12 protein-coding genes are annotated in these 12,377 nt (G+C 67.1%); 6 read left to right on the top strand and 6 right to left on the bottom strand.

What is annotated here, in order from left to right:
* The first annotated feature begins 60 nt into the window (after positions 1–60).
* From ACTHQX_RS17025 to ACTHQX_RS17015, 3 genes are read left to right on the top strand one after another with little or no spacing between them, the layout of a single operon-like run.
* Entirely contained in the window at positions 61–1,902 is a 1,842-nt protein-coding gene (locus ACTHQX_RS17025) for an ABC transporter ATP-binding protein (RefSeq protein WP_440158402.1), read from the top strand.
* On the top strand, positions 1,899–2,858 hold the full coding sequence (locus ACTHQX_RS17020; protein WP_440158403.1) for an NUDIX hydrolase: 960 nt from the start codon (positions 1,899–1,901) through the stop codon (positions 2,856–2,858). The genes ACTHQX_RS17025 and ACTHQX_RS17020 overlap by 4 nt, the downstream gene beginning before the upstream one ends.
* A 39-nt stretch (positions 2,859–2,897) precedes the next feature.
* Positions 2,898–3,221, top strand: a complete 324-nt coding sequence (locus ACTHQX_RS17015) for a DUF6221 family protein (RefSeq protein ID WP_236805158.1) — start codon at positions 2,898–2,900, stop codon at positions 3,219–3,221.
* A gap of 51 nt (positions 3,222–3,272) precedes the next feature.
* On the opposite strand, the gene ACTHQX_RS17010 is transcribed toward ACTHQX_RS17015, so the two are convergent.
* The 5 genes from ACTHQX_RS17010 to ACTHQX_RS16990 all read right to left on the bottom strand — a co-directional run bounded on the left by ACTHQX_RS17010 (position 3,273) and on the right by ACTHQX_RS16990 (position 7,538).
* Positions 3,273–4,115, bottom strand: a complete 843-nt coding sequence (locus ACTHQX_RS17010) for an HNH endonuclease (RefSeq protein ID WP_440158404.1) — start codon at positions 4,113–4,115, stop codon at positions 3,273–3,275.
* 28 nt (positions 4,116–4,143) lie between these two features.
* Complete coding sequence (locus tag ACTHQX_RS17005; RefSeq protein WP_440158405.1) at positions 4,144–4,746, bottom strand: DUF1992 domain-containing protein; 603 nt, start codon at positions 4,744–4,746, stop codon at positions 4,144–4,146.
* Positions 4,747–5,532: 786 nt separating this feature from the next.
* Positions 5,533–6,018, bottom strand: coding sequence for an ASCH domain-containing protein (locus ACTHQX_RS17000; protein WP_440158458.1), 486 nt, complete (start codon positions 6,016–6,018; stop codon positions 5,533–5,535).
* A gap of 164 nt (positions 6,019–6,182) precedes the next feature.
* Positions 6,183–7,070 carry an LssY C-terminal domain-containing protein gene (locus tag ACTHQX_RS16995; protein WP_440158406.1) on the bottom strand — a complete coding sequence of 296 codons (888 nt, stop codon included), beginning with the start codon at positions 7,068–7,070 and terminating at the stop codon, positions 6,183–6,185.
* On the bottom strand, positions 7,071–7,538 hold the full coding sequence (locus ACTHQX_RS16990; RefSeq protein WP_440158407.1) for a hypothetical protein: 468 nt from the start codon (positions 7,536–7,538) through the stop codon (positions 7,071–7,073).
* A gap of 130 nt (positions 7,539–7,668) precedes the next feature.
* Here ACTHQX_RS16990 and ACTHQX_RS16985 point away from each other — a divergent pair, with 130 nt between their 5' ends.
* Together ACTHQX_RS16985 and ACTHQX_RS16980 are read left to right on the top strand one after the other, a co-directional pair.
* Complete coding sequence (locus ACTHQX_RS16985) at positions 7,669–8,946, top strand: pyridoxal phosphate-dependent aminotransferase (protein WP_236805165.1); 1,278 nt, start codon at positions 7,669–7,671, stop codon at positions 8,944–8,946.
* Positions 8,947–9,200: 254 nt separating this feature from the next.
* The gene (locus ACTHQX_RS16980; RefSeq protein WP_440158460.1) at positions 9,201–10,073 is read left to right on the top strand and encodes a phosphatase PAP2 family protein; all 873 of its coding nucleotides are present in this window, start codon (positions 9,201–9,203) and stop codon (positions 10,071–10,073) included.
* A gap of 71 nt (positions 10,074–10,144) precedes the next feature.
* Here the strand turns inward: ACTHQX_RS16980 and ACTHQX_RS16975 are convergent, their stop codons facing one another.
* Entirely contained in the window at positions 10,145–10,831 is a 687-nt protein-coding gene (locus tag ACTHQX_RS16975; RefSeq protein WP_236805168.1) for a DUF2848 domain-containing protein, read from the bottom strand.
* Positions 10,832–10,979: 148 nt separating this feature from the next.
* Here ACTHQX_RS16975 and ACTHQX_RS16970 point away from each other — a divergent pair, with 148 nt between their 5' ends.
* A complete protein-coding gene (locus ACTHQX_RS16970; protein WP_236805169.1) occupies positions 10,980–12,374 on the top strand; it encodes an MFS transporter in 1,395 nt (464 codons plus the stop codon).
* Positions 12,375–12,377 lie beyond the last annotated feature (3 nt).

The following is a 12,377-nucleotide window of genomic DNA, read 5'->3' as shown; positions in this document are numbered from 1 at the left end:
AGAGCACAGCCAACGCAAGCGTTCGGCTATGCCCGCGGCCGCCGGTTTTGAGGGGGAGAGATGTTGCAAACCTTTTGGCGGTTCCGCGGGGCGATAGCCCCGCACATCTGGGCGTTGGCAGGAGGCGCGCTGCTGGTGGTGTTCGTCGCCGCCATGGAAGTGGCCCTGCCCTGGCCCATGAAGGTCATCGTCGACGACGTGCTGCAGCCGACAGGCAGCTCCAAGGTCCACGAGATGCCCGCGTTCCTCGGCCTGGCTGGCCTAAGCCAGCTCCAACTGCTCCTGCTCGCGGCGTCGGCACTCCTTGCCATGACAGTGCTCAACGCGGGAGCGGATTACCTCGGCACCCGCCTGCTCAACGGCGTTGGTGAGAAGGCCATGGCCACCATCCGGGCCGAAGTCTTCACCCATCTGCAGCGGCTGTCCCTGGCTTTCCACGACAAGCAGCGGCTGGGCGACCTGGTGACCCGCACCACGACGGACGTCGACTACGTGCGGGCGCTCATGGTGTCGATCCTGGCCGTGCTGCTGCCCAACATCTTCATTCTGGGGTTTGTCATCACGATCTGCGTGCTGATCGACCCGACCTTCGCACTGATCGGCCTGGCGGTGGCACCACTGCTGTACACCACGGTCCTCTTCTACCGGCGGCGCATCAAGGGCGCGTCGAAGGAGGCCCGCAAGAGGGACAGCGATATCGCGGCCACAATGTCGGAGACGTTCGCCTCGGTCCGGGTGATGCAGACCTACACCAGCGAGGCGCGCCACGAGGAGGACTTCCGCACCCGGAATAACGGACGGCGGGACGCCGGCCTGAGGGTCATCCGGCTGCAGTCCATGTTCTCGCCTTTGGTTGATGTCATCGCGACCCTGGGCACGGTGCTGGTCCTCTGGATAGGCGCCCAGCGGGTAATGGACGGGACCCTGACGCTGGGCCTGCTCCTCGTCTTCATCGCCTACCTGAAGGCCATGTATTCCCCCATGAAGGCCCTGGCCAAGCTCACCACCGTCATCAGCCGCGGCCAGGCCAGCGCCGAACGCATTCTGGAAATCCTGGACACCGCACCGGCCATCTCGGACCTGCCCGGCGCGCGGCCGGCCCCGCCGCTGGCCGGTTCAGTGGAACTGCGCTCCGTGAGCTTCGGCTACCAGGGTGCCCGGCATGTGCTGCACGGGATTGACCTTAAGGCCGAACCTGGCAGCGTCGTGGCGATCACGGGCCCGACGGGCGCCGGCAAGTCCTCCGTCGTCAGCCTGATTCCGCGGCTTTACGATGCGGACGAGGGGGAAGTTCTCCTTGACGGCATCGATGTGCGGGACCTGCAGGTGGCAACCGTGCGCAGGCAGATATCCATCGTGCTGCAGGAATCGATCCTGTTCCGGGGGACCATCTACGACAACATCGCCTACGGCTCGGAAGGCGCCAGCAGGGAGCAGGTTCTGGCCGCAGCCGAGGCAGCCCACGTGGATGAGTTCGTCCGCAACCTGCCCCTCGGATACGACACCCCCGTGGCCGAACGGGGCGTCACGCTTTCGGGCGGGCAGCGCCAGCGCATCGCCATTGCCCGGGCGCTGGTCCGGGACACCCCCATCGTTATCCTCGACGAACCGACGTCCGGCCTGGACGCGATCTCGGAGCAATACGTCATGCATGGTCTGGAGAGGCTGATGGCGGGGCGCACGGTGATCGTCATCGCGCACCGGCTCTCGACGCTCAAACGGGCCGACTGCATCTACGTGCTGGACCAGGGGCGGATCGTGGAAAGCGGCAGGCATGCCGAACTCGCCGCGTCCGGGGGCCTGTACAGCCTGCTGGACAATCTGCAGCACGCCAAAGTCGCCCCGGCCCTCACCCTCGTTCCTGCCGAGAGCGGCAGCCTTCAGACGGAGACAAGCGCATGAGCAAGACGAAGGCCCCCACGTACGGTGCACTGCCCTGGCGGATCGGAAAAAAGGGAGCCCTTGAGGTGCTCCTGATCCACCGGCCGGCGCACGACGACTGGTCCATCCCCAAAGGCAAGGCGGATCCCGGGGAAACCGGCCGCGAATGCGCGGAACGTGAGGTGCGGGAGGAAACGGGGCTGCGTTGCCGCCTGGGCACGGAACTGCCCAGCATCCGCTACGAGGACAGCAAGCACCGGATAAAGACCATCCGTTACTGGGCTGCCGCGGCGGAGTCAGGCCGCTTCACCGCTAATGAGGAGGTCGACGCCGTCCGGTGGCTTTCGCTGCCGGAGGCCTTGCGCACGGTGACCGAGCCGCGGGACAGGCCCGCCATTATTGCCCTGGGCAGCCTGCTCCAGCATGAGCTGGGCGTCCATCCGGCGGTCAGGCGGGAAAAAATGCTGCTGCTGGTCCGCGGGGCCGAAATGACGAAGCGGGACCAGTGGGACCCAGCAGCAGGCAGCCGGCCGCTGGCGCCGGCCGGCGAGCAGGCCGCCAGGTCGCTGGCTTCGCTGGGAGCCATGTTTGCCATCGAACGCATCCTCGCCGCGCCTTCGGACCGCTGTGTCGAAACCGTGGCGGAACTTGCGCGGCGGGAATCCCTCGAAGTGGAGCGTTCAAACCACCTGGCCGGCGGCGGGCTGGCGGCAACGCTGGATCTCGTGGCCCAGGCCCGCGGGACAGGAACGGTCCTGTGCACGCACGAGGATGTCATGGCAGATGTCCTGACCCACCTCGTCCATCACGACCGGACGCTCCTGACCAAGCGCTTTCGCGTCCGCAAGGGATCGGCCTGGGTGGTGACCGGCGACCGCACCCGCTACCGTTCCGCCTACTACCTGCCATTGTCCCCGGCGGACCTCAGCACGGCATTGGACCTCAGCCCCGCTGCGGATCTTCGCCCCGCTGTCTAGCTTCGTGTGCCGGCATTGCGGCGGGCGTACGCTCAAACAGTGGACATTGTGGAGTTCCTGTCCGCGCGCATTGCCGAAGACGAGGCCGTGGCGCGCAAGCTGCTCGGCGACCGCACCACGTCGGAATCGGGTAAGTGGTACGAACGCCGCCTGCTGCTGGAGTGCGAAGCCAAGCGGCGCCTGATCGGCATCGTCGAGGCGGCCAGGCAGACCGCTCTGGCCACGCTCGTGAGCGATCCCTTCGGCGACGAGACCGAGTGGATTCCGCAGGCGCTGGAGTGGACCACCCTGTCCCTCAATGCGCTGGCAGTCCCCTACAGTGACCATCCCGACTTCAACCGGGACTGGCTCTGGTCCCCGTAGGCAGAACGCCGCCAGGCGGAACGCAGTCAGGAGGAACGCAGTGGGCGCGGCTCAGGTGCTGCCCAGGATGCGGCGGGCATCGGCCTGGGCGTCCAGCTCCTGCTGGGACACGACCGACCCGCTGATGTACCCCGCGCGGGCCCTCATGGCGCGGAGTTCCGCCACGGTATAGGGGATCCGGCGCCGGTGCGCCATGGCATGGCAGTTGGGGCACAGCGGCACCAGGTCCCCCACAGGGTCCAGCTCGTAGCCCGGGCCCAACTGGGCAGCCGGGACCAGATGATGGACATGGATGAAGCCCTCGCCTTCCGGGCCGTACGCGGCGTCGAAGGAAAACCCGCAAACGGCGCATGAGGTTCCGTGGTGCGCCAGGCAGATACGCCGCGCGTGCGGGTTGCGCTCGTAGCGGTTCACCCACACCCGGGCCAGGGCGCCCTGCGGCAGCGTGCCGGGCACCGGCAGGACAGGATCGATCTCGTCGGCCGGCCGGCACTCTGCCCAGAGTTCCCGGACGGCGCGTGCCTGCTCCTCCGGAACCGGTTGGCACGCGCCCGTCGCAGCAGCAGCCCAGTCCGTCAGCGGCGCGCGGGCGGCCAGGATGTCCACCGGAATCTGGTCTCCGAGCGGCAGCAGCACGTCAAAGTCCACGTCCACGCAGGGTTCGGCCCCAGCAAGATAAGGCGCGGAGGCCACAACGCCGTGGCCAATAAGCCCGCTGCCTGTCTTTCCGTGCAATAGGAGCCATGCGTCCGCTCCCGGCTCCGGCTGGGCGCCGGTTCCGGTGGGCCACACGCGGCGGTGCACGCCTGCAGCGCCCACCTCTTCCACCACCCGCGAATAGCCCGGCCAGGTATCGCCTACACCCGGGTTCCAGCCCAGCAGAACAGCCACCATTCCCTTATCGTGCCACCTGATGTGGCTTTTAGGAGGAGCGGTTGCCCAGGCGCCGCCACCACCGCGGTTTGGCTTCCGTGGCAGGTTCCGGTTCGGCCGCGGCCGCCGCTGCCCGGCGCTCGCGCCACCGCTGCACCTCGGCGTCTGCGTCACGTGTGTTCGTGACCACGGGCGGTCCCCCCTGCAGCTGCCGGCGGGCGTCGATGACGCGGGCATTGAAGTCCTCGACCATGCCGCGCACCTGCTTTTCCGTGAACTGGGCGTCCAGGCTGGCGTCCAGCTCCGCGTCCTCGGTGCGCAGCAGGATCGCAGCTGGTCCCAGGCCGCTAAGGTGCTCACGCTCAATGAAGCCCTTGACCCACCAGTCGGGGTCGTAGCCCTCCCCCAGCCCGGGAATCGGTTTGCCGGAGTATTTCAGGTTGTCGAATTTTCCCTGCGCCATCGCGTCCCGGATCAGGTAATCAGCCCGGGCCGCATTGCCGACCTTCCGGCGCTTGTCCCGCAATTCCGCCTCCGCGGCGGACAGCTCCGCGTCATCCTCCGCTGTCCCGCCGGAGTACCGGAGGGCGCGGAGTTCGGCCGCGCGCTCCACCTTCCGCCTGAAGTTGCCGCCTGCTGCTGAACCCGTCACGTTTTCACCGCCCCTGCCGCCGGACACTGTCCCGTTTCCAGTATTCCGGCGCGTGCCGGAGTCTTCAACGGAGCGTTGCGTCTAGAGAGTGCTTTTCTGCACTGGCAGCAGTAGTGGCAGGTACGGGCTATAACAACGACGGCGGGACTTCCCGTCGTCGTGCGCGTGCAGTGTGGACCCGGCTCACATGGGATCGGGCCAGTTGCCGATGTTCGCACGCGCCGGAACGGCGGCGACCTCGTCGCCTTGGGCCCGCGCGCCCGCACCGCTGGGGGCGGCGGCAGCCGAACCGTGACCGGGCGGGGCCTGAGTTGTCGCAGTTTTGCGGGGCCCGGCTGCTGCGGCCGGGCCGGATGGTTGGTCGGGGATCACCTTCACAGGTGCCGTTTTCACAGCCGCCGTGATGGCGGGAAGTTCAGACCTCGGAATCTTCATGGGGGCCCTCGCAGGTGGGGCGGCAACTTTAGGCCGGATCGGGTACTCAACAATGATCGCCGGTCCTCAGCCGGGGCCTTCCGGGCCCTTCGGCTAGATTCTCAGCGATCACCGACGTGCCGAATCAGCCGGGGAGGACCGGCCGGTCCGGCAACAACCGTGGCGGCCGTCCCAGCCCAGAGCGTGCCGGCATTTGCTTCCACCGTCACTCTTTCCGCCACCCAGTAGGTCAACCCTAGGGGCTGAGACGCGAAACGGCACCGGCAGCAGGTACTCGAATTTACGCGGTGGCCGCTACTTGGGCACTCGTTGGGGCGGAGCGAGCCGGCCAGGCTGGCCCGGCCGGCGGACCTAGACCGGGTCCGCCAGCTCGGGCGGCCAGACCACCCGAAACCGTTCAAAAACAATCTCGTCGGATTCCGTCCATTCCAGCCCACGGCGGGCGCGGGTCCGGGTCCAGTACTTACGGTGCTCCGCCTGCCAGCTGGTTAGCGACCCGTCATCCTCGCCCTCATCCCGCGCGAAGCCTTCGTCGGCGCTGGTAAACGGGCCGAGGCGCAGCTCGACGGTCCGCAGCACGACGCGCGGGATGCCGGCACCGTCACAGGCTATCCAATGCGACCCGATGCGGGGCAGGCTGTCCCCGGCCGCAAGGAATTCGTCGGCGAGTTCAGAGGTGGCGCGCTTGGGCCCCTCCGTCACTGCCCGCAGCAGCTCGTCGGCCAGGGCCGCGGAATCCCCGAAGCGCCCCACCGTGTAGTCAGGGCAAAGGCGGACGGCTCCGGGGCAGGCGGCGGCATATTCGGACCAGAAAAGCTTGGCCGCCGCTGTGTCCATGCCGAAAAAATCTGCGTCACTCACGCGAGCGCCTCCTTCAGCCGGCGGTCAGGAACAGGCGCCGGCACGCGGTCAATTCCCACGGCCATTGTGCCAAAGAACAATTGCGCCAAAGGTGAGAGGACGACGCCGGGTGCGTCCCGCCGTCGTTCTCCCGCCCAGTACTAAAAGGGCCGCACTGGGTCCGTCCGGCCGGGCGGGCGGAGGTCGATGATCGGAAGGTGCCCGTCCGTGCGGATGCTGTCCCCGCCACCGTTGCGGTGGTGGTATCCCGAGGAGAAATGCCTAATCACGTGCACGGATTCCACGGCCTTGGCCGCTTGCAGCGTGCCGATGATGAAGTCGCGCTCCTCATCGGTCCCGTCGGCGATCTTGTGTGTGATTTGGAACGTGAAGAGCGAGAGGCCAACGCTTTTGTCGTAGGTACCGGCGCCCACCCAGTCGACGGCGAACCCGCCGGGAAGCATCCAGCCGTCCGGGCATTTCCAGAACCGCACATGGTGCCGCTTGCGCGGGTTCCCATCGATCTCCCGCTGGAACACCATGTCCTGCTTGTTGCCGAAGACATACAGGGCACTGACCGGTGACTGCGGATAGCTCCGGCCCAGAAGGGTCGCGGTGAGCGTCCGCCACGCAGTGGCAGGGGTGACGGGGTCGGCCTCAATCCATCCTGCCGTGAGCATCGCGGTGCGGAGCTCGTCCGCGGGTCCGATGACCGCGAGGTTGACCGGATCGCCCAGCACGCCGTCGCCGGTGCGGGCACGCCCGATGAAGTAATTCGGCAGGTACAGGCTGCTGAAGATCTTGTGGACGCGGGGCAGGAAGGCATAGGCCGCAATGAGCCAGACGGGCAGGAACACCCACACCTGCTCAGGTCCCCTGGCCAGCCGGGCGAGCAGGAAGAAATAGACCGCCCAGCCCATGGCTCCGGTGATGGCCACGTACAGCAGCCGCTGGAGGACGGCGACGACGGTGGCCCAGCGGGTGCCCCAGCGCGCCTTCCGGCTCTCCGGCCGGGAGTGCTCCGGCTCCTGAATCGTTTGGCTGGCCACTTACTTGGGCAGGTGCTCCAGCAGGTGCCCCGTGACAGCGCCGTATGCGACGTGGGGCACGATGTCGCTGACCCAGTCCGCGGCACTCCAGGTCCGCGGATCAGTCACGCCAAGGGCGGTCATGGGCACGTTGGAGACGAGCAGGGCGGCCACGGAGGCCACCGCCACCGACCGGGCTGGCCCGGTGCGCACGCCCAGTGATCCGGCCGCCCCCAGCACAGCGCCGAGGCCCATGCCGGTGGCGATCCCGAGCAGCGGGCCAAGGGCTTCCACCCGGTTCCCTCGCTGGGCGTCGGTTCCCGGAATGGTCACACCTGCCCGTTCCGCCAGCCGCTCCACTGAGTCGGAGGGCGTCGTGCTGGCCGCCCGGCCCCGCCACACCATGTCCAGGTAGCTGACGGCATTGAGCGCCGTGGTTCCTGCCGCGCCGGCGAGCGCTCCGTTCACGAGTCCTCTGAACAGGGACATCCTCAACTCTCCTTCTGGCCGTGTGCTGGGCACTCCTACGCTGAAACTTACGTGTTGTCCCGTGATGGCGGCAACGCCAGCTTCAGGGCTTCACGTTGTCCGGAGCGGCGCGGCTGTGAAAGCATGCCTCATGCGCGCCATGCAGAATTCCAGCCGATTGCAAGATGTCCGGTACGACCTTAGGGGTCCGGTGCAGCACGCGGCGAAGAAGATGGAGGCGGAAGGCCACAGCATTCTGCGCATGAACCTCGGGGATCCGGCGCCGTTCGGCCTGCATGCGCCGGAGTCCATCGTGGTGGACATGATCCACCACCTGCGCGAGGCGCAGGGCTACAGCGATTCGAAGGGCATTTTCTCCGCCCGGACCGCCATCTCGCAGTACTACCAGACCAAGGGCCTGATGGAGATCGGCGTCGAGGACATCTTCATCGGCAACGGCGTCAGCGAGCTCATTTCCATGACGCTGCAGGCGTTCCTGGAGGACGGCGACGAGGTCCTCATCCCGTCCCCTGACTATCCGCTGTGGACTGCCGCCACGGTGCTCTGCGGCGGCAGCGCCGTGCACTACATGTGCGATGAGGAGAACAACTGGTGGCCGGACATGGCGGACGTCGAGGCGAAGATCACTGACCGCACGCGTGCCATCGTGCTCATCAACCCCAATAACCCGACCGGGGCCGTCTATCCCCGGCACGTCCTCGAGGGGTTCGCCGATCTGGCCCGCCGCCATGACCTGGTGCTGTTTTCCGATGAGATCTACGAGAAGATCCTGTTCGAGGACAAAGTCCACATCCACACGGCTTCCGTGGCCCGGGACATTCCGGTACTGACGTTTTCCGGCCTGTCCAAGGCGTACCGGATGCCCGGGTACCGGGCCGGCTGGGTGGCCGTGAGCGGGCCGCGCTGGGCAACCGCCGCGTACCGGGAGTCGCTGGAGCTGCTGGCCTCGCTCCGGCTCTGCCCCAATGTTCCCGCGCAGCACGCCATCCAGACGTCGCTGGGCGGCTACCAAAGCATCACGGACCTGATCCGGCCCGGCGGGCGCCTGCGCGAACAGCGCGACCTTGCCTGCCGGCTACTCAACGAGATCCCCGGCGTGAGCTGCGTGCCGGCGGCCGGTGCGATGTACCTGTTCCCGAAGCTGGATCCGGAGATGTACCCGTTCGTGGACGACGAGCAGTTCGTCCTTGATCTGCTTCAGGACCAGAAAATCCTGGTCTCGCACGGGACGGCGTTCAACTGGCACGCGACTGACCACTTCAGGTTCGTCATCCTGCCCGCCGTTGACGACATCCGCGAGGCGGTCCGCCGTATCTCCACCTTCCTGTCCTCGTACCGGGCCAAAGCGGGCCGCGCCCGCGCCATGTCCGGCAACGCCCACCACGGTACGGACGAACTGAGCGCCTGAACACTGCCGCCCCAGCGGCCCAGGAAAGCGGACGACGGCGGGAGGCTCCCGCCGTCGTCCGCTTTTGTGTTCGGCGTGCCCCCTGTTCCCTGGGCGGCTGGTCGCGTGGACGGCCCGGCAAGCAACCAGTAAGGTTGCTTACTAATTGGCCTGGTGCGTGTGCGCTGCCACCGACGAGAGACAGGAACCCCCCGTTGCCTGACGAACCGCTGACTGACAAGCCGTTGACGGACAAGCTCCTGACGGGAAGCCCCTTGACCGATCAACAGGGAACACCGCAGACAGGCGTGCGCGGCGAACTCCGCCAGGACACAACCGTCGGAGGCAAGGACCTCACCCGCTGGCAGAGCCGCTTCGGCCGCCTTCTGGTCGGGGCCGTCCAGCGCATCAGCCAGTTCCTGGGCCCGCACGGTGCCCTGGTCCTGACCCTGATGCTGGGGGCGGTCATCGCCGCCGCCCTCACCGCAGCCTTTGCCGAGGTGTACGAGTCAGTAGTTGAAACGGACGGGGTTGCCGGCCTGGATCACCCTGTCCTGGCGGCCGGCAAGAGCATGCGCTCCCCCGGACTGGATGCCGCCATCACCGCCTTCACCGATGTGGGCGGTACCATCGGCATGCCCGTCCTGGCCTTGGCGGTCATGGGTGTCCTTGCCTACCGGCGGCGGTCCTGGACTCCAGTCATTCTCATTGTCACCGCGGGCCTGGGCTCCCTTCTGATGACCATCGCGGGCAAGCGGCTGATCGGCCGCACCCGCCCCGACCTCAGCGACGCAGTTCCGCCCTACGAACACTCGGCGTCATTTCCCAGCGGCCACTCCCTGAATGCAATAGTGATCGCGGGAATTGTGGCCTACTTGGTCATCCTGCGGCTGAAGACCGCGCGCAGCCGCATTCTCGCCGGCGCGGCCGCCGCCGTCTTCGCCGCAGCCATGGGCTTGAGCAGGGTCTACCTCGGCCACCACTGGCTCACCGACGTCCTCGCCGCGTGGGCACTCGGCGCCGCCTGGCTGGCCCTCGTGATCACCGCCCACCGGCTCTACCTGACAGTGCGGAAGCGGCGGGCACGCGGTGAGGTCCCGGCGGGAACGGCGCCCGGGGCAGTTGCCCCTAAGGCAGGACGCGCCTAAGCACCCGAATCCAGGCAGGCGGACGACGGCGGGAGGCTCCCGCCGTCGTCCGCCTGCCTTTGCTGCGAGCGCTAGCCGATCGGTTCAGCCATCTGTTCCACGACGTACTGGACGTCGACGGAATTTCCGGCCACTGGATCGGACATTTCCACCTTCCAGCTCCGGGCGAACTGGTCCACTCCGCTGGTCATGGCCACGGTGCCGGAGATGAGGACGGTCCCGGGTGCATTCAGGCCGCGTTCGGTGAGGACGTCCAGCCAGTAGTCCGGGGTCAGCAGGGCCTCGAGGGAACTGTCCTGGATAAGGGTGTCAGGGGTATCCCCTTCCCCCACCCAGGCCTTGAGCGTGATCTGGTCCAGGTGCCCCCGAACGTCGTCCAGCTTCCAGGCCTTACGCCCCAGCACATCCGGGCTGGCGTTCTTGCTCCAGGCCACGCCGTGCACCTCCAGCGCCCGGTCCGTGTGGTCGCAGGCGACCGTGAGCAGCACACCGGCCTCGGTAATGACCAGGGCCCATTCAGCCTCGCCGGAGGTCCGTCCATGCTGAACCCGAACTTCCGATACCTGCTGGGCCAGATAGGGGGACACTGGATACAGGGCGGGAGTGGTGGTGGGACCCGGAACGCCGAGTTCAGCGAGCTCAGCAATGTGGGCCTGGACCTCATCCTGCTCACGCCCTGCGTAGCCGGCATTCAGGAGGTGCTTGACCTCCACGTCCTGCGTCCGGCCATCGGGTAGTTCAAAGCTCAGAGTCGTCATCGTGGATCCATCCTTTGCATGTGCTGCTGCGGAAATTTACAGATCGGAAACCGGAAACGGTCGCCAATGTACATCCAGTATGCGTAATGTATACATTTAACGCCAGCGTGACAGGCGTCACTATAAGAACCTCGTGGAGGACAACACCATGGCCAACGCTCCAGTTCCGGATCCGGGCACAACGCCGCATCCACACGCCACCCCTCACCCCGCGGTGCACCCGAAGGGCCTCTACAAGGCCTTCGCCGCCAGCCTCACCGGCACCGCACTCGAGTGGTACGACTTCGCCGTCTACTCGGCGGCCGCCGCCGTCGTATTTCCCGTCGTTTTCTTCCCCGCGACCGATCCCCTGACCGGAACCATCCTCGCCTTCTCCACCTACGCCGTGGGCTACGTTTCCCGCCCGGTCGGCGGCATCATCTTCGGCCGGCTCGGGGACCGCATCGGCCGCAAGAAGGTCCTGGTGACCACCCTGATGATCATCGGCGTGGCCACGGTGCTGATCGGCGTGCTGCCCGGCTACGCAAACATCGGTGCCACGGCAGGAATTCTCCTGGTCCTGCTGCGGTTCGCGCAGGGCGTGGGCGTGGGCGGCGAATGGGGCGGCGCCGTCCTGCTCTCCAGTGAATACGGCGACCCGCACCGCCGCGGGTTCTGGGCTTCCGCTGCGCAGGTGGGTCCGCCCGCCGGCAACCTGCTGGCGAACGGCGCGCTCGCCGTCCTGACCGTTTCCCTCACCGAGGAGCAGTTCCTGAGCTTCGGCTGGCGCATCGCGTTCCTGGTCTCCGCAGTGCTGGTTGGCTTTGGCCTCTGGATCCGGCTCCGGCTTGAGGACACCCCCATCTTCAAGGCCATCGAGGCCCACGGCGAGCAGCCGCATGCCCCCGTCCGCGAGGTCTTCAGCAAGGAACTCCGCCCGCTGATCGCGGCCATCCTGTGCCGCGTGGGCCCGGACGTCCTGTACGCCCTGTTTACCGTCTTCACGCTCACCTACGGCATCCAGGTCCTCGGCTACGAACGCAACCAGGTCCTGACCGCCGTCCTGATCGGATCAGCCTTCCAGCTGTTCATGATCCCGCTGGCCGGCGCCGTCTCCGACCGCTTCAACCGCCGCCTGGTCTACGGCGTCGGCGCTGTGGTGGGAGCAGTTTGGACGTTCATCTTCTTCGGCGTCCTCGGCGGCAACAACCAGCCGATGCTCATCGTGGGCATCGTCCTCGGCCTCATGGCGCACTCCTTCATGTACGGCCCGCAGGCCGCCTTCATTGTGGAGCAGTTCTCGCCGCGGCTCCGGTCCACCGGCAGCTCGCTGGCGTACACCTTCGCCGGCGTCATTGGCGGCGCGATCGCACCCCTGCTGTTCACCGTCCTGCTGGCCGAATTCGGAACCTGGATTCCGGTGGCCATCTACGTGGCGGTGGCAGCAGCCGTGACGCTGGTGGGACTGGCACTTGGCCGGGACAACGACACCATCGAGGACCTGGACTACCGGCTGCTCCTGGAAGGCTCCGCTTCTGCCCGCCAGCAGTCCGGCGCGGTCTAAAAC

The organism is Arthrobacter sp. SAFR-023 (genome assembly GCF_051965295.1).
Lineage (GTDB): Bacteria > Actinomycetota > Actinomycetes > Actinomycetales > Micrococcaceae > Arthrobacter.
Note: the sequence above shows the minus strand (reverse complement) of the source record. Positions and strands in the feature narration are given on the sequence as shown.